At 62.9% G+C, this 21735-nt stretch carries 22 protein-coding genes and 1 pseudogene; 6 read left to right on the forward strand and 17 right to left on the reverse strand.

Annotation, left to right across the window (positions count from 1 at the left end; all coding sequences use genetic code 11):
* Positions 1-124 precede the first annotated feature (124 nt).
* From CE_RS09670 to CE_RS15515, 3 genes are all read right to left on the reverse strand, one after another.
* Positions 125-1015 (reverse strand): FUSC family protein, encoded by an 891-nt coding sequence (locus tag CE_RS09670; protein ID WP_006767940.1) that lies wholly within the window; start codon positions 1013-1015, stop codon positions 125-127.
* A gap of 573 nt (positions 1016-1588) precedes the next feature.
* The gene (locus CE_RS15855; protein ID WP_081447225.1) at positions 1589-1786 is read right to left on the reverse strand and encodes an Hsp20/alpha crystallin family protein; all 198 of its coding nucleotides are present in this window, start codon (positions 1784-1786) and stop codon (positions 1589-1591) included.
* Positions 1787-1829: 43 nt separating this feature from the next.
* Complete coding sequence (locus CE_RS15515; RefSeq protein ID WP_196794343.1) at positions 1830-1985, reverse strand: hypothetical protein; 156 nt, start codon at positions 1983-1985, stop codon at positions 1830-1832.
* Between the two features lie 615 nt (positions 1986-2600).
* On the opposite strand from CE_RS15515, the gene CE_RS09680 reads away from it, so the two are divergent.
* Positions 2601-3692 (forward strand): hypothetical protein, encoded by a 1092-nt coding sequence (locus CE_RS09680; RefSeq protein ID WP_006767942.1) that lies wholly within the window; start codon positions 2601-2603, stop codon positions 3690-3692.
* Positions 3693-3742: 50 nt separating this feature from the next.
* Here the strand turns inward: CE_RS09680 and CE_RS15860 are convergent, their stop codons facing one another.
* Positions 3743-4207, reverse strand: a complete 465-nt coding sequence (locus CE_RS15860; protein ID WP_011075682.1) for an integrase core domain-containing protein — start codon at positions 4205-4207, stop codon at positions 3743-3745.
* Between the two features lie 211 nt (positions 4208-4418).
* On the opposite strand from CE_RS15860, the gene CE_RS09685 reads away from it, so the two are divergent.
* Positions 4419-5648 (forward strand): IS110 family transposase, encoded by a 1230-nt coding sequence (locus tag CE_RS09685; RefSeq protein WP_006770550.1) that lies wholly within the window; start codon positions 4419-4421, stop codon positions 5646-5648.
* Between the two features lie 33 nt (positions 5649-5681).
* Here CE_RS09685 and CE_RS09690 read toward each other — a convergent pair.
* A protein-coding gene (locus tag CE_RS09690; RefSeq protein ID WP_231295017.1) for an IS3 family transposase occupies positions 5682-6931 on the reverse strand; the annotation gives its coding sequence in 2 pieces (ribosomal slippage) (positions 5682-6595 and positions 6595-6931; 1251 coding nt in all).
* Between the two features lie 241 nt (positions 6932-7172).
* Here CE_RS09690 and CE_RS09700 point away from each other — a divergent pair.
* A pseudogene (locus CE_RS09700) lies at positions 7173-8431 on the forward strand (IS256 family transposase).
* Between the two features lie 122 nt (positions 8432-8553).
* Here the strand turns inward: CE_RS09700 and CE_RS09705 are convergent.
* The 6 genes from CE_RS09705 to rimM all read right to left on the reverse strand — a co-directional run bounded on the left by CE_RS09705 (position 8554) and on the right by rimM (position 12295).
* Positions 8554-9093 (reverse strand): hypothetical protein, encoded by a 540-nt coding sequence (locus tag CE_RS09705; RefSeq protein WP_006767948.1) that lies wholly within the window; start codon positions 9091-9093, stop codon positions 8554-8556.
* A gap of 9 nt (positions 9094-9102) precedes the next feature.
* Positions 9103-9456: a hypothetical protein gene (locus CE_RS09710; RefSeq protein ID WP_231295018.1), complete on the reverse strand. Its 354-nt coding sequence runs from the start codon at positions 9454-9456 to the stop codon at positions 9103-9105.
* 200 nt (positions 9457-9656) lie between these two features.
* On the reverse strand, positions 9657-10028 hold the full coding sequence (locus tag CE_RS09715) for a hypothetical protein (RefSeq protein ID WP_006767950.1): 372 nt from the start codon (positions 10026-10028) through the stop codon (positions 9657-9659).
* Between the two features lie 72 nt (positions 10029-10100).
* The gene (locus tag CE_RS09720; RefSeq protein WP_006767951.1) at positions 10101-10841 is read right to left on the reverse strand and encodes a DedA family protein; all 741 of its coding nucleotides are present in this window, start codon (positions 10839-10841) and stop codon (positions 10101-10103) included.
* Between the two features lie 41 nt (positions 10842-10882).
* Positions 10883-11758, reverse strand: coding sequence for a tRNA (guanosine(37)-N1)-methyltransferase TrmD (trmD, locus tag CE_RS09725; RefSeq protein ID WP_006767952.1), 876 nt, complete (start codon positions 11756-11758; stop codon positions 10883-10885).
* A 27-nt stretch (positions 11759-11785) separates the two neighbouring features.
* Positions 11786-12295 (reverse strand): ribosome maturation factor RimM, encoded by a 510-nt coding sequence (gene rimM, locus CE_RS09730; RefSeq protein ID WP_006767953.1) that lies wholly within the window; start codon positions 12293-12295, stop codon positions 11786-11788.
* Between the two features lie 112 nt (positions 12296-12407).
* Here rimM and CE_RS14525 point away from each other — a divergent pair, with 112 nt between their 5' ends.
* The gene (locus CE_RS14525; protein ID WP_006767954.1) at positions 12408-12770 is read left to right on the forward strand and encodes a cupin domain-containing protein; all 363 of its coding nucleotides are present in this window, start codon (positions 12408-12410) and stop codon (positions 12768-12770) included.
* Positions 12771-13106 carry a cupin domain-containing protein gene (locus CE_RS09740; protein WP_006767955.1) on the forward strand — a complete coding sequence of 112 codons (336 nt, stop codon included), beginning with the start codon at positions 12771-12773 and terminating at the stop codon, positions 13104-13106. It begins immediately after the preceding gene.
* Positions 13107-13203: 97 nt separating this feature from the next.
* Here CE_RS09740 and rpsP read toward each other — a convergent pair whose 3' ends face one another.
* Entirely contained in the window at positions 13204-13710 is a 507-nt protein-coding gene (rpsP, locus tag CE_RS09745) for a 30S ribosomal protein S16 (protein ID WP_006767956.1), read from the reverse strand.
* Positions 13711-14004: 294 nt separating this feature from the next.
* On the opposite strand from rpsP, the gene CE_RS09750 reads away from it, so the two are divergent.
* Positions 14005-14481 (forward strand): ankyrin repeat domain-containing protein, encoded by a 477-nt coding sequence (locus CE_RS09750; RefSeq protein ID WP_006767957.1) that lies wholly within the window; start codon positions 14005-14007, stop codon positions 14479-14481.
* An 80-nt stretch (positions 14482-14561) separates the two neighbouring features.
* Here the strand turns inward: CE_RS09750 and CE_RS09755 are convergent, their stop codons facing one another.
* From CE_RS09755 to CE_RS09775, 5 genes are all read right to left on the reverse strand, one after another.
* Complete coding sequence (locus CE_RS09755) at positions 14562-15431, reverse strand: ABC transporter permease (RefSeq protein WP_006767958.1); 870 nt, start codon at positions 15429-15431, stop codon at positions 14562-14564.
* A complete protein-coding gene (locus CE_RS09760; RefSeq protein ID WP_006767959.1) occupies positions 15428-16336 on the reverse strand; it encodes an ABC transporter ATP-binding protein in 909 nt (302 codons plus the stop codon). The genes CE_RS09755 and CE_RS09760 overlap by 4 nt, the downstream gene beginning before the upstream one ends.
* 61 nt (positions 16337-16397) lie before the next feature.
* The gene (locus CE_RS09765) at positions 16398-17828 is read right to left on the reverse strand and encodes an MFS transporter (protein WP_143758455.1); all 1431 of its coding nucleotides are present in this window, start codon (positions 17826-17828) and stop codon (positions 16398-16400) included.
* Between the two features lie 98 nt (positions 17829-17926).
* Complete coding sequence (ffh, locus tag CE_RS09770) at positions 17927-19549, reverse strand: signal recognition particle protein (RefSeq protein WP_006767961.1); 1623 nt, start codon at positions 19547-19549, stop codon at positions 17927-17929.
* A gap of 98 nt (positions 19550-19647) precedes the next feature.
* Entirely contained in the window at positions 19648-21726 is a 2079-nt protein-coding gene (locus CE_RS09775; RefSeq protein ID WP_006767962.1) for a [protein-PII] uridylyltransferase, read from the reverse strand.
* Positions 21727-21735: the final 9 nt, after the last annotated feature.

Consider the following 21735-nt stretch of genomic DNA (forward strand, 5'->3'; position numbering starts at 1 on the left):
TTAGGGTAGTGTTACTTCATTGTTTCATCTCCTGCGCTACCACGCACATGAAGCGTTCACCTCCAGTCCATCAGCCCTCTTCGTACCGGAGGCAGCGCCACCCGGGTCTGTCGCGTCAGTCGCGTCAGTCACCGGACTCCGTGACAGGAGACGATGACCGCTGACGGGACAGTACTCCGGCTGCAACGCTCACCATGAGTGCAATGATGATCGCACCCACCACAGCTTCGACGTGCTCGATGCCGGTCTCCAGGAGTGGCAGTTGCGTCGGCATGGTCAGCAGGATCGCCGGGGTGAGGAACGAGACGAACAGCGTGTAGTTGCCGACGTGCAGATATGCCACACACAGCAACGCTGAGAGCCCCACGACGATCAGGGGCAGAGGATCAGGCAGCAGGGCCACCCACGTCGCAAGCACCACCCCGATGACCGTGCCGAGCATCCGTTCCCCAGCCCGGCGTCGACGATGATCCGCACCAACGGCCAGGAGGAGACAAAATGACAGCAGGGCCCAGTTGGCGAAGGGGAAATCCAACCAGTGCGCGATCAGGACGATGATAACCGAGCCCACCGCCAGCATGCTCCCGTATCTCAGGCGATCCCATGCAGAAGAGGACGGGGGTGGTGGCTTCTCCCCGTTGAAGAGGAACCGGGCCACGATGAGGATGAACAACGCACCCAGGACGGAACCCAGGACTACATCCACCACATCCATCCCGGTACCCGACAGACCGGCGAAGACGACGAAGTTCGCCGGTGAACGGGTCATCGAGACTATCTCACCGAACCGGAAGAAACCCTGGATCAGGGCAACGGCCGATAGGCCGATCAGCATGGGCCAGAGACCATACGGGGCGATCAGAAACCCCGCCACCGAGACCACGACGGCCCAGCCGGCGGCGAGTACCCGCGTATTCCCACGCAGTGCCCGCGCCGGGGACTGCAAGAGCATGAGGGTGACATAGAAGGAATGGGCGACAGCAGCACCGAAGGCCCAGCTGGTGCCGAAGAGCACCAGGGCCCCACAGCCACGACCGATGCCGCGTAGAGCAGGGTGTGACGCGACAATGCGAGGGGAAACCCGTGGGTCACAATGGCCACTGGTGGTCACCTCCAAGGTGTCGATCAACCTGCCCCGATAGCAATTAGGTCAACTGACCACCCTGAAGTGTCCCCAGGTTTTGTTCCGTCTGAGTAGATGGGAAAATCTAGTACATGCCAAAGAAGTTTGACCAGGAAGCCAAGGACCGTGTGGTCCGCCTGGTAGAAGATCGTATCTTGGCCGAGAACCTTTCGATGCAACAAGCGTGCCAGGCAGTCGCGCCAAAACTGGGCGTCTCGTGGCACACAGCTAGGCAATGGACGCAGGACCTGGTAATGAGCCGAAGCAGTGGGTGGAAGAGGGGAGGGATGGGACATGCTCATCGTTTCCTGTTCGTAGTGACGATCCGACCCGGACGGTGGCCTGCACCCGGGGTTGCCGGGCACCTGGGTCGGGAGTGGACGGAAAGTTAGGAAGAGAAATCGCGGAACAGTCCGGGCACATCAGCAGCCCCGGCCTCCCTTGCTCCCCCTCGGTATCGGCCGTTCAGCCGCGGTTCCTGCGATCTTCGTGGACTTCTGCCACTGGCTCCGACCCGGCATCGGAGCCCGAAATCACCAGCACCCCGTCGGTGCAGGTGGCGGTGATGCCCTCCTTGCATCCGGCCGGCAGGGGAAGGACGCGGGAGAAGGACCCGTAACGGAACTCCGAACGGTGGCTGCCCCGGTCTTGCGCGCGGACCAGGCCCGCAGTCGCAGAGTGTCGTTGGCCCGGTCAGTTCCATGTCTTACTCCGGGTCGATGCCCGGCAGCTCCACCCGGACTTCCCGGATGGTGACGTTCAGAAACTGCTCTACCTGCGGCCAGGAGGCGTACAGATCATCCTCCAGCAGACAACAGAAAGACCCGAACGCATCAAGGTCCTTGCGCATCAGCTCGGCCACGGCCGTGGCTCCTCTCCGGGTCCTCAGCCCCGTCCCCGAGCCCGTCGGTCCGTGGTGGACCAGCGACGGGCCCGCTCTCAGGGCCTTACAAGATGTCGCGGACCTTACCAGGATAAGCATATTTATCTCTGCAGTAAACGCCCGGCCCGTCTTCGGCGCCTCGTGCCACACATGCCTTACCGCTCGGGTTGCGGCGGGCCATAATTCGCCTTTCACGTGCCCGGCTTGCCGTCTTCGGAGCTGGGCCTTGACACCCCTGCACCGGGTACCCCCGCATCAGTACCGCACCTGCCGCTGGGCAGTCGATGCATCACCTGTCCGAACGGAATCGACCGGCCCCACGCTGATCACTGCTCCCACACCGCCGAAGCACTTCAACCGATTCGTCACTGCAGCATCATCGAGAAGCCGTCCTCGACACCGGCAGGTCCCGGGCCCGCTGGCTGTGATGTCTTCGCGCTGGCGGCGTCGGCGGGGAGAGGATTTCGCAGTGAGCAGCACCGCTCTTTCCGGGATCGAGGCGACCACCGAATCCGGCCCGCGGTGCTGCACGAAACCTTGGGGGCTCCATCGAGCCAGTGGCAATCCGGCCCGTGGTTGCCTCATAATGGAGCGGTGACTGCTAAGCGTTGCCGATCCACCGCCGATCCTGCCGAACCCCTTTCCGATGCCGAGCTGCTCATCGGCCTGGTGGTCTCACCATCCCTGAGAGCGGTGCTCGGCCCCGAGGTCACCACCTCGGTGCGTAAGATTTTGGTGCAGCGGTATCCGGGAGTGCGCTGGCAACTGAAGATGGCCGAAGACCGGCTGGTCGATCCACCCACCGAGACCTTGGACCTGCTGGAGGCGGCCCGAAACCGCGTGCTGGAGGAGAACTGGGATTTGGCCGTGGTGCTCACCGAGATCCCCCTGAAGACCGGCCGACGTCCGGTGCTCACCCAGCTCAGCCCCGTGCACGGGGTAGGACTGGTCTCCGTCCCAGCCCTGGGAGCCGTGCACGTGCGGCAGAAGGTGCAAGAGACCACCGTGCACGTGGTCGGGCAGCTCCTGGGCTACGACGCCGAAGACCTCAACGCCCAGCGGGATCTTGCTCGAAGAGCCCACCAGCTGGCCACCGATCTCGACGAACGCCTGGACGACAACGTCGTGCAGTTCACGGCCCGAGTGCTGAGCGGCAACGTGCGGTTGCTGCTGGGCATGATCCGCGCCAACCAGCCTTGGGCCTTCGTGGCCCGGCTCTCCCGGGCGCTGGTCGTGGCAGCGGCCACCGGCATGCTGACATTGGTGGCCTCGGACCTATGGGTACTGGCCATGGACTACGGGCCGGTGCGCCTGGTCCTGCTGGCGGTGATGGCGATCGGGGCGGTGAGTGCCACCCTGATCCTGGGAGCCGACTTGTGGGAGCGCCCACGGCGGCGAGCCCAACGTGAGCAGGTGATCCTGTTCAATTTGGCCACCACCGCGACCGTGGCCATCGGGGTTGTGGTGTTCTACCTCGTCTTATTCATCCTGTCCTGGGTCGGCGCGCTGCTGCTCATCGACGAGCAGGTACTGGCCGGTGTCGCCGGTCACCCAGTGAACGCTTTGGACTACGCGAAGATCAGCTGGCTCACCGCCAGCCTGGCCACCGTGGGCGGAGCACTAGGAGCTGGACTGGAGGACGAAGATGTGGTGCGCGCCGCTGCCTACACCCGGTCCAGCACCTGACACAGCCCCAGCACAGAAGAAACTGAAACATCTACGCGTTGATGCCACGTCTATGCAGGTGTCATTGCCGGTCGCGATGACTTGGTGGGCTCAGCGCAGTGCGCTGCCTCGTACTCGGCGGGTGGGGCGTTGCCGAGGCCGGTGTGCGGGCGGGCGCTGTTGTACCTGTCGATCCAGGCCAGGGTGAAGCACTCGACGTCGTCGACGGATCGCGGCGGTCCGGGCTGAAACCGGGAATGATCCCGGACCGCTTCGTTTGACGAACGCAGGAGGTGTCTAAAAGTGCGCTGTCCGCCGTGGGAAGCGACGATCTTCTCGCGACTGGTTACCGGCGCCTGGCCATTGCCAACATGCGGCAAAGCCTTGTGGTATCCGTGTAGGGCGATGACCACCTGCGCCTGGCCGTGGAGGATGAGTAAGAGGTTCCGCCAGGGGCTGACCCCTGAGTAGTGGACGCTGATAATGGGAGTACGGGATCGGAGCCATCCGAAATGACCCCAAAGTGGACTGGCCACACTGTGTGCCTTGCTCGTGATCTGTCTTTCGGAGTAGTTCCGGTCCCGTACCGCGATCCGGAGTTTCGGTCATGACCTTATAGGAGCGTGACCGTTTCCGTGACCACCCTGGCAGGTGTCATGGTAGTAGTCCCATCAGCGTCTTGTCTGTCTGAAGCTCCGGATATGTGGATCCCCCGTGTCCCACCGCTTCAGAAAGCCCGTGAACATCATGCCCACACCAACCATTGACCTTGCTGGCCCCGTAGCCGGCATCGATACGCACACCGATACCCACACCGTGGCCATCGTGACCGAGACTGGTAAACATCTGGCGACCGATACCTTTCCCACCACCAGCAACGGATACCAGCAGGTCACCGAGTTCCTCTCAGCTTACAGCGTCGTAGCTGCGGGGATAGAAGGTACTAACTCCTACGGAGCTGGTCTGACCCGGCATCTTATTGGCCATGGACATGTAGTTTTCGAGGTTTTGCGTCCTACCCGTGCCCTTCGACGCCGGGATGGCAAATCAGACCCTGTTGATGCACTCGCCGCCGCCCGGCAGGTGCTCACCGGTCAAGCACTCAGCATCCCGAAAGACACCACCGGGCCAGTGGAGTCACTGCGCATGCTCCAGATTACCCGCCATCAACTGGTCGCCACGGCGGCAAAACTATTGACTCTCATCAAGTCTCTGCTGGTCACGGCCCCCGTGACTGTTCGGCAGCGTTATGCGACGATGACGACCACCACCCTGGTTATGACATTGTCGCGGTGCCGCCCACCCGCAGATGTCACTGATCCCGTCAATGGCACCTTAACCAGTTTGAAGAGCTTGGCTACCACCTACAACATGCTGCGGGCGCAATGCGATGAACTCGATAACAAGATCACCGATCTGGTCGAGGTCATCAATCCCGCGATGACACAAATTTTCGGCTGCAGGGCTGTTACTGCCGCAGAATTGCTGGTGAGCCTCGGTGAGAATCCACAACGGATCCGATCACAGGCTGCGTTGGCTCATCTGTGGGGCGTTGCACCTATCCCGGCGAGCTCAGGGCGGACGAACCGACACCGGTTAAATAGAGGGGGTGATCGCCAAGCCAACGCAGCACTGCACCGCATAGTCCTGGTCAGGATGCGTCACGATGAACGCACCAGGGACTATGTTCAACGTCGAATCAAAGAAGGGTTGTCGAAGAAAGAAATCATGCGGTGCTTAAAACGCGCCATCGTCCGAGAGATCTATCAAGTGCTGTGTCTGGGGCGACCTGTGAGACAATCCAGTGGGTTGCGTAGCGATGAATTCAGAGCTCTGCGCTCGAAAAAAGGGCTTTCACAAACCCAAGTCGCCAAGAAACTTGGATGCGCTCCAGCAAGAATTAGCGATATTGAAACCGGCAAGCGTCGACTATCGGAGTTGAAGTTAACCTACGAAGAATTCCTTAAAACTGCTTGACACACCATAGGAGCATCACGACGGTGTGTTCAATCAGGCGGCAAGGTCCAGCGTAGAGGCGCAGGCAGTCTCGTAGTCAAGCGGGGATCGGTACGCGAGTGCGGAGTGTCTCCGACTGGTGTTATAGCGCACGATCCACCGGAAGACGTCCTGGCGGCATGCGGACGCGCTCGACCACCGCTTCGCGCCTTGCAGCGTCTCTCGCTTCAGCGTGGCGTTGAGAGCCTCGGCCAGCGCGTTGTCCGCGCTCGATCCGATCCGGCCCATCGACTGGATCACCCCCAGCTGGCGGCACGTCGCCTGGAACGCCGACGACGTGTACTGGCGACCGTGATCCGTATGCATAATCGATCGGGATATATCTCCTCTGTTGTTGAATGCGTGATGAAGCGCGTCTTCCACGAGACTCGTGCGCATGTGATCGGCGATTGACCAGCCCACGATCCTCTTCGAGCACACATCGATGACCGTTGCCAGATACAGATTCTTCCCCTCCGTCCCGTACGGCAGATACGTGATATCGCCGACGAATCTTGCACCCGGCTCGGAGGCAGTGAAGTCCCGCTCGAGCAGGTCCGGGAACACCTGGGCGGCGGGATCTCCGACGGTCGTTCGGAACGGCTTGCGCAGATGCACACCGACCAGATTGTGGTCACGCATCAGGCGAGCGACTCGCTTGTGGTTCACCGGACCAACGACGCGCGGATCACACGCGAGTTCCGCAGTCATCCGCCGGTACCCGTACGTGCGATCCCGCTCCACATGGACCTCGCGCATCCGGGCGACCAGCTGCGCGTCAGCCCCCTCTCGACGCTGCCGCGCAGCGCGGGAGGCACGCCACTTGTAGAACGAGGATCGTTGAAGGCCCAGCAGCTGGCACATCCGCTTCACCCTGTGGGCGTGATGGTGGTCCTCGACGAACTGGAAGCGGATCACCAGGTCGTCTCTGCCGCGAAATATTTCGTGGCCTTCTGCAGGATCGCCCGCTCTTCCGTGAGCCGGTCAACGTCTCCGCGCAGCGAAGTTCTCTCCTCACGCAATGCCGCGTTCTCGACGCGCAGGCGTGCCAACTCCTCCTCGGCCGTCTCCGGCTCGCCACTGGCACCGTCCGGATGTGTCGGCACCCTTCCGGCCGCCTTGCGGGCCTTGTGGACCCACGTCTTCAGCGCGCCGCGAGAGATTCCCAGATCTGCCGCGGTCCTCGAGTAGGACAGCTCCGGGCGCGACTCGTACAGCGCTACTGCGTCTGCTTTGAACTCAGCGGAATACATGTTCGTAGGCATTGTGGTCACTCGCATTCTCCGGCCCAGTATGGGCCAGGCTCAGCGTGTCCACCACCCGGGGTTCAGGCCCTTCCGTGCGCGATCGCGACACTGGTCATCGCAGTACCGCCGTCGCTTCGGGTCGTGTCCGATAGCGTGGTGTATCTGTAACTGCCGGTAGGCGACCCCATGAACACATGAGGCGACCACCGCAGGTACCTTTCGACTCAACTCTCACATCTCCTCGAAAGGGACATCAACGATGGCCGCTGGCCCTTATTCTATCGACCCCACCACCTACCTTGACGAACTGCTCGCCCAAGCATCCCCTGATCTCATGCGCGAGATGCTCCAAGGCTTCATCAACCAGATTCTCTCGACCCAGGCCGACCAGGTGTGTGGCGGGCGATTACGCCACCGTCTCCCAGGACCGGGTGAACACCCGCAACGGGTACCGCCATAGGGACTTCGACACCCGAGTCGGCACCGTTGACGTCGCCGTCCCGAAACTACGCACCGGATCGTTCTTCCCCGACTGGTTGCTGGAACGGCGCACGAGGGCTGAACGAGCGCTGACCACCGTGATTGCCACGTGTTATTTGAAGGGTGTGTCCACCCGGCGGATGAACGACTTGGTCGCCACCCTAGGCATCAACAACCTGTCGAAATCCCAGGTGTCCGACATGGCCAAGGATCTCGATGTCATGGTCGAAGATTTTAGAACCAGACCCCTTGATACCGGCCCCTACCTCTACGTTTCCTGTGACGCCCTGACCATGAAGGTGAGGGAAGGCGGACGGGTGGTGAAAACCTCTGTCCTGCTGGCTACCGGGGTCAATGCCGAAGGCTATCGGGAATTACTCGGTATGCAAGTCGCCACAGCCGAGTCCGTGGCATCGTGGACTTGGGTTCTTCCGGGACCTCAAGGCCCGAGGGGTCAACGAGGTCTATTTGGTTACCAGTGACGCTCACCTGGGGATCCAGCATGCGATCGGGGAGGTCCTGCCGAATGCCTCCTGGCAGCGGTGTCGCACGCACTTTTCCAAGAACTTGTACGGGATGGTGCCGAAAACACAGTGGCCAACTCATGATCGGCGATGTTCCACACGATTTTCCAGCAGCCTGATGCGGCATCGGTGTGGGCTCAGGCCAGGGATGTGGTGGAGTTCTGTCAGCAGAAGTTCCCGGATGTGGCCGATTACCTGGAGGAAGCCTTGGATGAGCTGCTGGCGTTCACGAACGCACCGAAGGCGGTGTGGACCAAGGTCTGGTCGAATAACCCCACCGAACGGCTCAATCGTGAAATCCGCCGGCGTACCGATGTTGTGGGGATCTTCCCGAACCGTGACGCTGTCGTGCGCCTGGTCGGTGCTGTGCTCGCGGAACAGCATGATGATTGGATCGAAGCAGAAGCGGTACATGTCGTTGACGAGCTTGAAACAGACCAGGGCGATGATGACGGCGAACATCATCGATGCGGAGGCTGCTGCATCTGAGGTTACGCGGAGGGATGCGGCATGAACCAGTGTCTGCATTTAGCTCGTGATGGTCCGTGAGGTCGTTGCGCTGCTTGTTTTATCGAAAGGGCAGATACACCACTCGCGCGGACTTGACCCCGTGGCAGGTGCATACAGGGATAGGTTTCACTCACAGGAGGCGGAAAAATCAGCTTCGGCTATGGCGACGTTGCGAATTAGCTCCTCGCCACCCACCCACTCATTGATCAGCACCTCACCCGGCGCGAGCGCTGCTATCTCACTCATGGTCGCCGAAACCTGCGGAATGGCCTCATCCTTGCCCGCCACGGACCCACCGGTGATGACTGACGAGATGATGAGCAGATCTGGGCTCTCCCGGGGTTCGAGAGGTTGTTCCACCCGCCAGGGTGATTTCGGGGCAAGCATGTTCACGGCAAATCTGCCCTGCTGCGGTTGATCGGTGACCACCGTCCCCAGGGTGGGATTAACTTCACTGCCCTGTAGATTCTCTCTGCCCGCCACGATGTCGATCTCGACGGCGGCATAATCGCAGGTATCAACGTGAACCATTAGCTCGCCGCGCTCATTCAGGGAAAAGGCAGTGTCACCCCGAACATCAGCGGTGATGAGATTGCCGCAGGACACCACTCCGGTGGCCAATACTGTCAATGCCACACCAGCTGCATGAGTGAGGGAACGTTTCATTCCTCAAACCTAACAGCCCAGGTTGATCCTTTTGGGGGAAGAGAAAATTATTGTGTGCGTGGCGGGCTTACCGAGTGGACTCGGAATCTCCCCGAACAAGCCTGTCCCCTCGGGAATAACGAGTGTATCCATGGTAAGCGACACCCAGGCCGCGGCAAGGTTGTCCACCATGTCGATGACCTCTGGGTGATCGCGCCCATCAGCGGAGCGAGCCAGCCGAACACCGCAAGCCCCATGTCTTCCGATCATGGTCTGCAGTGCATCCCGACGCAGGTGAGCGCCCGCGTAGATGAGGTTGCCCAAACGCTCCAGAACGCTTCCGTGAAAATCTAGGATCACCGCATCGGCGGCCTCAATGGCCACACCTGTTTCCCCCGGCCGCATAGTGGGGCCGGTGAAACCGCCCCGGGCGATGAAGAGCTCCTAAAACCTCTCCGATTGTTGTGGCAGGGCACCTTTGATGCTGGTTACCGTGGATCTCCCCAAGTTATCCCGGAAACATTCACCACTTCAAGCCGGATAGTTTCACCGTATCAGATCAACTACCACTAATTATCAAGCCGTCAGTTACCGTGCTGCCACGCGCACGCGGCGTTGACTCCGGGCTCGGTGGCACCCTCGAGGGAGGTGCCGTACCAGTAGGCACCCTCCGGCAGGTTCTTCACCACCATCTTCGTGAGGTCCTTCAGTGCTGCGTCCGACTCCCCGTTGACCACCACGCGGTGGAGTACCTCCGTGATCGGTGGGTATCCCGCCATCTGGGAGAACTGGGTGACCAGCATGTTGTCGGGTTCGCAGGTGAGGTCGACAACCTGGGCGTGGATCTCCGACACCTGGTATCCGGCCTGCGTGAGTCCCTCGGGCATGGTGTCGATGGCCTCGGTTAGTTCCGTGGGTCGGATGAGGATGTTGAGGTCGGTGGATACGGTACGCATGGTAGCCTCCTTCAGACTTCGTTGGTTGATGCCCACGCTACCCGTCTGTCCATATCCGTAACAGGGACCCTCCTACTTCTTGGCCACCTGTTTGCGTGCCCGGTAGATGGCCACGCCCACCAGTGCCAGGGTGATCCACAGCAGGTACCGGTTGATCACATTGACCACGTCGAGCACCTGCTCACCGAAGGTGTAACCCAACCACATCATCAGGCCGTTGACCACCAGGATGCACACCACATTCCAGGCCAGCATGATGCTGAACCTGATCTTGAGCAGGCCGGCGACCGCATTGAGGATGGTGCCCGGCACCGGTCCCGGCAGGTAACCCAGGGGCACCAGGCCGATTACCCAGGCGTACATGGTGGAGGATTCCTTCTCCACGGCTGTGCGGAACATTCGGTGGGCACGCGGCATGTACTGCAGGGACATATCAATGAACTCCATGCCCCAGCGCCTGCCCATGAGCCAGTAGACGGGCATGAACTTCACCGCCCCCACCACGGTGCACAGCAGGTAGACCCAGAACACCCCGTTGCCCACGGAGGCGTTGGCACCACCGACCACGGCGCTGGTGTAACCACCGACCAGCAGGGTGTAGGCCAGCGGGTGGGTGAGCAGCCAGGCACGCAGGGGGATCATGCAGATGGAGTACACCGCCATGGCCATGAGGAGGATGAACAGGACGATGTCCATCTTCTCCGGGTTGGAGAGGAACTTCGGCAGCTCCGGCTCGGGCTTGGTCGCCGGGGCAGGTGTGCCGACAGGTTGCTCATCGACGTGTCCTGCGGTGTCATCGGGCTTCTCGGTCACGCATGATCCTTAGGGTGTGAAGGGGAGTATCCGCAGTGATGTTAGTCCAGTCCGAGTACTTTGCGGTCCTCGGTGGTGAGCTCCACGGCGTCGAGAAGCTCGGGTCGCACCCGCTGGGTGCGCAACAACGCCTGGTCACGCCGCCACCGGTCCACCCTGGCGTGGTTGCCGGAGAACAGCACCTCGGGCACGTCCAGACCGCGCCAGGTCCGTGGTTTGGTGTACGACGGGCCCTCGAGCAGCCCGTCGGAGAAGCTGTCCTCCTCGTGGGACCGGCGGTTGCCCAGCACACCGGGGATCAGGCGGACCACGGCCTCGGCGATGACCAGGACCGCCACCTCACCTCCGATGAGCACATAATCACCGATGGAGACCTCACGCACGCGGTAACGGTTGCGTGCATCCTCGATGACGCGCTGGTCAATGCCCTCATAGCGGCCACACGCGAACACGATGTGGTTCTCATTCGACCACGCCTGCGCATCGGCCTGCGTGAACGGCTTGCCGGCCGGGGTGGGCACGAGCAGCAGGGGCAGGTCGGCATCCTCACCCTCATAGGCGTGCTTGTCGACGCCCGCCAGCTCGTCGTGACGCGCGACGTTTCTGTGCGGGGTTGCGGACTCCAGTTCCCAGCCGGCGACCCTGCCCGCGGCAACGTCATCCAGCGCCGGTCCCCACACCTCCGGTTTCATCACCATGCCGGGCCCACCACCATAGGGGGTGTCATCGACGGCCTTGTGCCCACCGGTGGCCCAGTCACGCAGATCATGGACACCGACCTCGAGATACCCATCCTCAATGGCCTTGCCCAGCAGGGCGTGGCGCAGCGGGTCGAGGTATTCCGGGAAGATGGACACCACGTCCAGACGCAGACGGCGATTATCGGTGTTGTTGTTGGCACTAGTCACGGCATTCAATCTACCAATGCCCGCCGTGACCCCCGACTAGAGATCCAGCAGGCCGTCCGGTGGGGTGATCGTGGCGGTCCCTGCTTCCAGGTCCACCTCGGGAACAATGGCGTGGACGAACGGGATGAGCACCTCCTTGCCGGAGGTCAGTTCCACCTCGAGGATCTCACCGGCGGGGCCGTGCATCACGCCGGTGACCACACCGATATCCGCGCCGTCGTGGATGATGCGCAGGCCCTCCAGCTCATGGTCGTAGAATCCCTCCTCGTCATCCTCGCGTTCCAGGGGTGGGGCGAAGAAGCGGGTGCCCCGGAGGGAGTCCGCCGCGGTGCGGTCCGGGATCTCCTCGAACTTGATGAGCAGGCGTCCCTGGTGGGCGCGGGCGGTGTCGATGGTGAGGGTGTGTTCCCGGCCCGTCTGCCTGCCGTGCAGCACCTCACCCGGGGCGTAACGGATATCGGGATCATCGGTGGTCACCTCGACCACGACCTCCCCCCTGATGCCGTGGGACTTGATCACTCTGCCGATCTGCAGCTCTGTCGTCATGGGTAGAAATTCTAGGCCACCGGGCGGGGGTCGGTGTACACCGCGCCCTCCATGTCTGGGACTACGGTGGGAGGTCACGAACCCGGATCAACGTAGTGAGGAGACCGAAGACATGAACACCGACATCCCGGGCCTGAGCGTGGTAGAACTCCCCGACACCGTGGCCACCCCGGATCCGGGGCGCACCCTCCCGGCCACGAGGCGCATCCTCAAGGCCGAGGGGGTGGATCTGATCAGTTTCACCTTCTCCCCCGGCCAGGTCCTCGGGGAGCACCACACGGCCCATCCCGTCACCATCCAGTGTCTTGACGGGGAGATCGATCTCGTCCTGGCGGACACCACGGTGCGCCTGCGGCAGGGCACCCTGCTGCATCTCGAGGCGGGCATCACCCACCACGTCCAGGCCACCCCGGAGGCCACGGAACCGGCCACGATCCTGGTCAGTCTGCTCACCGGACACCGGGAGGTGAAGTAGATGGAATTCTTCAACATCATTGATGCGGCCCCACCCGCCCAGCCGGATAAACCACGCCCGGCCGTGAAGAGGTTGCTGCAGGGCGACGGCGCGAACCTCATCGTGTTCACCTTCTCCCCCGGCCACTGCCTCCCCGACCACCGGGCGGCCCACCCCATCACGGTGTGCTCCCTCAAAGGAGAGATCCTGTTCAGCTGCGGCGATGAGACGGTAACCCTGTCTCCCGGTTCCGTCGTGCATCTGCGTGAACACATCACCCACCGGGTGGATTACCCGGCTGATGCCGAGGGTGAGGCGGTCATGTTGCTGACCATGCTCACCGGCGAACGCCACTGACCAAGAGGCTGACTGGGTTTGGATTCTAGGGGGCGTCGACAAGCAAAAAAAGAACCGCTCCCCCGGAGGGGAACGGTTCTCTTAAAGGAAGGGGGCTTTATGCCTCTTCGGAAGCAGCCTCTTCAGCTGGGGCTTCCTCGGAAGCCTCGGCCTCAGCAGCGGCAGCCTTCTCGGCAGCAGCCTTCTCAGCTGCCTCCTTGGCTTCCTTCTCCTCGCGGGCCTTCTTCTTCTTTTCGGTGATGGCCTCAGCGGTCGGACCGTTGTTGGCCTCGGAGAGAGCCTGGTTGAACAGGTCGAGCTTGGATGGCTTCTCCTCGGCGACACGCAGGGTGCCCTCGGCGCCCTCGATGCCCTTGAACTTCTGCCAGTCACCGGTCACCTTGAGCAGTGCAGCAACGGACTCGGTTGGCTGAGCGCCAACGGAGAGCCAGTACTGGGCGCGCTCGGAGTCGATCTTGATGACGGACGGGTCCTGCTTCGGCTCGTAGATGCCGATGTTCTCGATGACCTTACCGTCGCGCTTGGTGCGTGCGTCAGCGACGACAACGCGGTAGTGCGGGGTACGGATCTTACCGAGACGCTGGAGCTTGATCTTGACAGCCATGTGTGTTCCTCACGTGGTCACTGGGCAGTACAGACACCCACCTCTTGTTGGTGAGCCGGTTCAACCCTTCTTGTTTAACCTGCGTGTGACGGCACCGGACGACCGGGGTCGTTGGCGGCATTACGCAGGAAAGTCTGGTGTGCAATCCACACCCGTGCGGGTGCAGACAACCTAAACCACTTTAGCGGGTGCACCTCAGAAAACCGAAATCCCCGGCAACGGGACATGTGGGCCGCTGGTCATCGACCCGTGAATAGGTGCATTGCTCCCGCTCAGGGAGTAGATTCTTCTAGTGTGCTTCCAATTGCCTCTGGTAATGACGACCATAACCTGATCACCCATGTGGACGGTGGTCGCTTCGATGAAATCATGCTCGCAGGGGATCTCACCGGCATCGGCCGGTTCCTCGGCAACTCCGGCCCCAATGCCCGCGATGACAGGGACCGGACGGTGCTCATGCGTGCCGCCGAGGCGGGCAACCTCATGGTGGTCGCCCGCCTGCTCGATCTGCAGGCCGACCCCACCCTGACCGACCCCCGTGGCACCACCGCCCTGCACCTGGCCGCGGTCGCAGGTGATGACGGTATCGCGGAGATCCTCATCAACGCCGGCGCCCCCGCGGATCCCGTGGACTGCCATAACCGCACCCCGCTCTGGTACGCCGCCGCCCATCACCTCCCGGATTCCGCCGTCGTGGAGGTGCTCCTGCGCGCCGGGGCGAATCAGCGACTCCGTGACTGCAACGGTGTCAGCCCGGAGGACCTGATGTAACAGAGTAGGTCCTCGACACACGGCAGCGGCCCCGGACCCCATCCGCTCTGGATGGTGTCCGGGGCCGTTGGTGTCTCAGGTCACCGGATGACGCTGCGCATCCGGGAGATCGCAATGCCACCGAAGATCAGACCCCAGGCGGCGACGATGCCCACGATCATCCACGGGCCGATCTCCGTGCCGAAGAGTTCAATGCGGGTGCCGTAGCCGAATTGCAGCTCCTCGACCATCTCCGGTGGGAAGCCGACATCCATCAGCGCCGGTTCCGCCACCGGACCACGCACCAGCATCGCCGCCGGGGCGAACGGCAACAGGTTCATCATGTTGACCACAAACGCCGGCAGCGCCACCGGTGGGATATAGGCACCGGCGAGGAAGCCCGCGAGTGTGCCCACGAGACTGGCCAGCCCCGACATGGCGGCCTGGGAGGTGACCAGGGTGACCATGAACGCCGCGATACCGGAGAAGGTGGCGGTGAGCAGGAGCAGGACACCGTAGAGCTCCAGCAGACCACCCCAGGTGAGCGAACCATGACCCAGCAGCGCCAGGACCGTGGCTCCCACCACCACCTCCACGGTGAGGATCACCAGGGTGATGATGATCGCGGCGAGGATATAGGAACCGGTGAGCTGTCCGCGCCCCACCGGGGAGACCAGGAAGTCCTTCACCCTGCCCTGGGTGCGGTCCTCCACCAACACCCCCAGCCCCGCCTGGGGCACGGTGATCGCGGAGGTGACCAGGATGCCGGAGAAGACCCAGTTGAGCACGAAGGTCGAGACATCATCACGGGCCTCCGGCGGGACGCTCTCCGCGAGCGAATCGATCTGCATCTTGCCCAGGAACAGCACATAGAGCACAAACAGCACCAGCGCGCCGAGCACCGAGAACAACACCGCCCACCGGTCCCGGAAGAAACACAGGAGATGGCGGCGGGTGAGTGTCCAGATCATGAGACGGCCCCCAGGGTGTGTCGTGTGGTGGGTGCACCGGGGGCGTTGGTCACCGCGAGGAAGACATCATCCATGGAGCCGTGGCGGATCTCCACATCCAGCACACCCTCCAGTCCGATGGCGATCCGGGTGGCCTCCAGGCCGTCGGCGACCAGCACGCGGACACGGTCACCGTCGATGGTGACATCACGGCCGGGCAGCTGGGCGATGAGATGTTCCGGGTGGTCGGTGCGCAGCACCAGCTGGGTCGGGGAATACCGGGCGCGCAGCTGCATCGGTGTGCCCGATGCCACCTCCTCACCACCTTCGATGATGAGGACATTGTCGGCCAGTTCAGTTTCCTCCATGTAGTGGGTGGTGAGAAACACCGTCAGGCCGGAATCATCACGCAGGGTGTTGATGGTCTCCCACACCTGGTAACGGGACCGGGGGTCCAGGCCGGCGGAGGGTTCATCCAGGAAGAGGATGACAGGGTTGTGCAGCAGGGCCCGGGCAATGTCGGTGCGGCGTTTCTCACCCCCCGACAGCAGTCCGTATCTGCGGTCCTGGAATTCGGTGAGACCGATGCGGGTGATCAGTTCGTCGATACGCTCGCGGGTCACCCCCGGGTACAGGCGGGCGCGGGTCTCCAGATTCTCCTGTGCGGTCAGCAACGGGTCCAGCACGGACTGCTGGAAAACCACCCCGATGGACTGGGATGCCGGGGTGTCCCCCAGGATCTCGATCTCACCGGAGGTCTGCTCGATGATGCCGGTGAGGCAGGAGATGGTGGTGGTTTTCCCCGCACCATTTTCCCCCAGGAATGCAAAGATCGAGCCTTTTTCCACGTCAAAGCTCAGGGAGTTGACGGCGATATTGTCGCCGTATTTTTTCACCAGGTCCTTGACTCTCAGAATCGCGGTCATGATACCTTCCACAGAATTGTCGGGGAAGGTCACACATGAGTTCCCCACTGCCTTTAAGGTACTACCCCCTGGTGTCCACACGAAATTTCCGGACAGACCATCCACAGAGGAGGATCACCACCCCGATCGCGGTGACAATCCACCACAGCGGGGTGTAGGCGGCGGTGGGATCAAACCTGTCGGCACCAGCGGTTTCACCAATCCGGGAGACGAGGATGGACCCGAAGATCGCCGCCCCCAGCGAGTTGCCACCCTGCCGTGCGGTGGAGGTCACCGCCGCCGCGGTACCGGACTGATCCCGGGGCAGGCCGGACACCGCGGCGTTGGTGATCGGGGTGTTGACAATGCCAAAACCGATTCCATACACACCGAAGGCCAGACCCAGATACCACAGGGGTGTGTCCTGGCCGAGGAAGGTGAGCAGCAGACCACCTGTGGCCATGACCGAACCGGCGATCATCAGTGAGGGCGCAGGACCGTAGGCGGCAACCAGCCGGCCGGACACCGGTGAGGACACCGCCACCATCACCGCCAGCGGCAGCAGCATGAGACCGGCCTGCATGGGGGTCAACCCCCGGGTGTTCTGCAGGAACAGGGTGATGCTGAACAGGATGCCCGTGGTGGAGATGAACGCGAGCACCGCGGAGATCACCGCCACGCTGAAGGTCCTCGACCGGAAGAACGCCGGTGCCAACAGTGGTTCCGTGGCCCGGTTCTCCCACCAGATGAACGACATGATGGCTGTGGCGGCCACGAGGAAGGCACCGAGCACGAAGGGATGCGTCCAGCCCAGCGCCCCACCCTGGATCAGGCCGATGTTCAGGCCCGCGAGGAAGAGGATCATCAGGACCTGACCGGGTGGGTCAAGGCGCCGGTGGGTGGCGGCCCTGGATTCGGGGATGAACCGGGCGGCGAGGATGATCGCGGCCACGGCGATGGGGATGTTGAGCCAGAAGACCGCACGCCAGGAGACCAGATCCACGAGCAGACCCCCGATCGGTGGCCCCAGCGCCATGGAAATACCGATCACGCTGCTCCAGATACCGAGCGCCCGGGCACGTGCACCGGCATCGGTGAAGGTGTTGGAGATGATTGACAACGCCACCGGGTTCAGCATCGATCCGCCGAGACCCTGCAGGACCCGGGCGGTGATGAGGATCTCCACGGTGGGTGCCAGGGAGCTGAGCAGGGAGCCCAGGGTGAACAGGGACAGGCCGAACTGGAAGACGCGTCTGCGTCCCACCCGGTCCGCCACCGACCCCGCCAAGATGAGGAACCCGGCGGTGGACAGTGCGTAGGCACTGATCACCCACTGCAGCTGGGAGACATCCGCCCCCAGTGATTCCCCGATGTCAGGTAGGGCGACACTGACCGCATAGCCATCCATGCTGACGATGAACACGCTGAGACAGCAGGTGTAGAGCAGGATCCTCCTACCCCGGGCATCGAGATCGGCGAGAGTCCGGGACACGCGCAGCTCCTTGAGTTTCATCGTTGACCTGTTCACTGTACGGGTGCAGGGCCCCGGGGGTGACCGTTGCGGTCTTCCCCGGGGCCCTGCAGGTGGTGCTTGTCAGAGCTTGTCGACGCCTATTTCTTCCCGAAGTCCAGATTGTCGAGGTCGATGTTCTCCATCCCCTTCGGCAGCTTCGGCATACCCGGGATCTTCGGCATGCCACCGCCGGCGGCACCGAGCTGCTTCTGCAGTTCCGCCAGATCAGGCATCCCCGCTCCACCCATGCCGGGCATACCCGGCATGCCGCCCATGGGCATCTTCGGCTGGGTTGGGCCCCGCCTTGCTGGTTTGCGCTTGCCGTTCTTACCCTTGCGGCCCTTGGGCTGCTTCTTGGTGGCGCTGCGACCTACCGGGCCCATACCGAACTGGCCGGCCATCTTGCCCATCATCTTCTTCGCCTCGAAGAAGCGTTCCACCAGCTGGTTGACCTCGGAGACGGTCACACCGGAACCGTTGGCGATGCGCTTGCGTCGGGAGGCGTTGAGGATCTTGGGATCGTCGCGTTCCGCCGGGGTCATACCGCGGATGATGGCCTGAATTCGGTCGAGGTGCTTCTCATCGACCATGTCCGCCATATCCGACATCTGCTTGCCACCGGGCAGCATCTTGAGAATGTTGCCGATCGGACCCATGCGACGGATCATGAGCATCTGGTCGAGGAAGTCCTCGAGTGTCAGCTCCCCGGAGCCCAGCTTCTTCGCCGCGGCCTCCGCCTTGTCCTGGTCCATGACGGATTCGGCCTGCTCGATGAGCGAGAGCACGTCACCCATGCCGAGGATACGGCTGGCCATGCGCTCCGGGTGGAAGACATCGAAGTCCTCGAGCTTCTCACCGGTGGAGGCGAACATGATCGGCTTGCCGGTGACCTCACGGATGGACAGGGCGGCACCGCCACGGGCATCACCATCGAGCTTGGTGAGCACGACACCGGTGAAATCGACACCGTCGCGGAAAGCCTCCGCGGTATCGACCGCATCCTGACCGATCATCGAGTCGATGACGAAGAGGACCTCATCGGGGTTGATGGCGTCACGGATGTTGCGGGCCTGGGTCATCAGGGTTTCATCGATACCCAGGCGGCCGGCGGTATCCACGATGACGATGTCATGCTGGGTGCGTTTGGCCTCCTCGATACCGGCCTGCGCCACGGCGACGGGATCACCGTGGCTGGTGCCCATCTCATGCTCATAGGAATCGATGCTGGTACCGGGGTCCGGGGCGAAGGTGGTGACCCCGGCGCGCTCACCGACGATCTGCAGCTGCTGGACCGCGCCCGGGCGCTGGAGGTCACAGGCGACCAGCATCGGGGTGTGCCCCTGGGCGGCCAGGTGCTTGGACAGCTTACCGGCGAGGGTGGTCTTACCGGCACCCTGCAGACCGGCGAGCATGATCACCGTCGGCGGGGTCTTCGCCAGCTGGAGGCGGCGGGTCTCACCACCGAGGATCTGCACGAGCTCCTCATTGACGATCTTGATGACCTGCTGCGCAGGGTTCAGTGCCTGGGAGACCTCGGCACCGGCGGCACGTTCCTTGATGCGGCTGATGAAGGAGCGCACGACGGTGAGCGACACGTCGGCCTCGAGCAGCGCGAGGCGGATCTCACGTGCTGTTGCATTGATGTCAGCCTCGGTGAGCTTGCCTTTGCCACGCAGGCCCTTGAGGGCATTGTTCAACCGATCGGACAGTGACTCAAACACGAATGAACTCCCAGTGGTTCTAGAGTGCGGGGTTTCTAATCCCCCAATGGTAGCCGGTCGCCCCCGGTCAGGTCACGTCAGCTGGTGGTTTAGCGGTCTCAGCTCCCGGCGAGCACCCGGTTGATATCCCGTTCCACCCTCGACCGGTCAAAACCCGGCTTGAGCGCTGCCTGCATGACGAGCGTGGCACCGGGTGTTCCCGTGGCGATCCAGGAGCAGTCCGGGAGCACGCGCAGGAGCGCGAAGATCGCCCCGCGACGCAGTTCGGTGCGTACCTCGACGGTATCGCCATGCCAGAAGGTGGCGGTGATGCCGGGGGCCGGGGTGGGCACCTCCGAGTAGAGACCGGATTTATAGGCCTGCAGGAAGGACTGGGGATCGAAATCCTGGGGCCCATTGGCGCGGACATCGAATTCACAGTGCCAGACCCCGTTGTGGATCATCCGGGCGGCATCGATCATCCAGCCCTTGGCGGCGATGACCCCCAGGACCTCACGCAGGTCCTCCCCGTGCCAGAAGATGGTGGGGATCTCGTTGCGGATCTGCAGGCTGATGTCCCTGTTGCGGGCGACCATGGGGGCGGTGGGTCGGACGTCGACAAGCCGGGCGCGCGCCCGGGAGCAGACCACGCTGAGCGCACGCTGGAGCGTCGGGGTCCACACGCCGGGGCCGGTGGCCTTGGCGTCGGCCTCGGTGAGCACCTCGAGCAGGTTGAGGGTTACCATGTCATAGCGCACAGCGTCCAGGAGGGTGTCCACGGCCTCCTCGGAATCTGGGTCCATGCGGCGGGCGAGACGGGCGATGGTGGTGTGCTCAGCGACGAGGGTCTGTACGCAGGCACGGTCACGCAGGTTCAGGCCCATGCGGCGGGCGGTGCGTGCGACCATCTCCGCGCCGACCTGCTCGTGCGGTCGGTCGGTGCCCTTGCCCATGTCGTGGTACAGCGCGCCCAGCAGCAGCAGGTCGGGCCGTGCCACGGTAACGGTTTCCAGCGCGCAGTTGGCCACCGTGTTGAGGCTGTGTTCATCAATGGTGGAGACATGACTGGGTTCACGGGGCATCAGCCCCCGGATCCGGTCCCATTCGGGCACATACCGCACCCAGAGACCATGCCTGTCCATCTGCTTGATCACCCGGCGCGAGTGCACCGGGCTGGACAGCACGCGGAAGAAGTCCCCCGCCAGCGACGCCGGCCACGGATCAGGTAGATCGGGGCAGTCGGTGAGGCGTTTCCAGGTGGAGGCCGACACGGGCAGACCGGTCTTGGCGGCGGCCGCCGCGACACGCAGGGGCAGTGCCGGGTCGGTGAGGTCGGCGTTGCGGGCCAGGCCGATGGTGCCGGAGATGTCCACCACATCCACATCGAGGGGGCGGCGCTGGGCGGTACGGAATCCCAGGCCGGTACGCCGGGGCAGGACACCACGGGCGGTGGCCAGGGCATCGGTGAGTGCGTCATCGATGGCCCGGGCAGCATCGGCGATCTCACGGCCCAGATGGTAACGGTCGACAAAACCGAGATCGAGGGAGACATCCACGGCGAATTCCGGGTCGAGGACATCACGTGCCCGGCGGGCATGGACGTGCAGCAGGGTGCGCACATCCAACAGCAGGCGGTGGTGGTCGTCCAGCCGGGGCAGATCACACAGGTTGCCCAGAGCGAGGGCCTTGATCAGTTCATAGTCACGCAGCCCTCCCCTGCCGTGTTTGAGATCCGGTCGGGTCATGGCCACCACCGGCCCGGAACGGCGCCACCTGCTGATGGCGGTATCCACCACCGCATTGAAGTTGCGGTTGAGTTCCCGGCGCCATTTGGTCAGGATGCGGTGGCGGGTGTCATCGAAGAGTTGTTCATCGCCGCTGATGAACCGCAGGTCCAGCATGGCCAGTGCCGCCGTGGAGTCCGCGGAGATCATATCCGCACATTCCTGCGGGGTGCGCACCGAGTAGTCCAGGCGTTTCTTCGCGTCCCAGATCGGGTACCACAGATCCTCCACCCCGGCCGGCACGGCACCGGGCGGGTGGATGAGGAGGAGATCGATATCCGAGTACGGTGTCATCTCCCCCCGCGCCAGCGAACCGGTGGCGGCCAGGGTGGTTCCGTCCGGGAGGTCGAGCGCGCCCAGCAGAGCCAGGGCTGATTCTTCTGCTTCCCGACGAAGCCGGGCGGGGTCATTCATGGGTGGGTG

The sequence above is a fragment of the Corynebacterium efficiens YS-314 genome (assembly GCF_000011305.1).
Taxonomy (GTDB): Bacteria; Actinomycetota; Actinomycetes; order Mycobacteriales; family Mycobacteriaceae; genus Corynebacterium; species Corynebacterium efficiens.

Coding starts and splice junctions, on each gene's coding strand:
- CE_RS14525 (WP_006767954.1), top strand. CDS start 12,408: ATGAACACCGACATCCCGGGCCTGAGCGTGGTAGAACTCCCCGACACC.
- rpsP (WP_006767956.1), bottom strand. CDS start 13,710: ATGGCTGTCAAGATCAAGCTCCAGCGTCTCGGTAAGATCCGTACCCCG.
- CE_RS09740 (WP_006767955.1), top strand. CDS start 12,771: ATGGAATTCTTCAACATCATTGATGCGGCCCCACCCGCCCAGCCGGAT.
- CE_RS09715 (WP_006767950.1), bottom strand. CDS start 10,028: ATGCGTACCGTATCCACCGACCTCAACATCCTCATCCGACCCACGGAA.
- rimM (WP_006767953.1), bottom strand. CDS start 12,295: ATGACGACAGAGCTGCAGATCGGCAGAGTGATCAAGTCCCACGGCATC.
- CE_RS09705 (WP_006767948.1), bottom strand. CDS start 9,093: ATGAAACGTTCCCTCACTCATGCAGCTGGTGTGGCATTGACAGTATTG.
- CE_RS09755 (WP_006767958.1), bottom strand. CDS start 15,431: ATGATCTGGACACTCACCCGCCGCCATCTCCTGTGTTTCTTCCGGGAC.
- CE_RS09760 (WP_006767959.1), bottom strand. CDS start 16,336: ATGACCGCGATTCTGAGAGTCAAGGACCTGGTGAAAAAATACGGCGAC.
- CE_RS09775 (WP_006767962.1), bottom strand. CDS start 21,726: ATGAATGACCCCGCCCGGCTTCGTCGGGAAGCAGAAGAATCAGCCCTG.
- CE_RS09685 (WP_006770550.1), top strand. CDS start 4,419: ATGCCCACACCAACCATTGACCTTGCTGGCCCCGTAGCCGGCATCGAT.
- CE_RS09765 (WP_143758455.1), bottom strand. CDS start 17,828: ATGAAACTCAAGGAGCTGCGCGTGTCCCGGACTCTCGCCGATCTCGAT.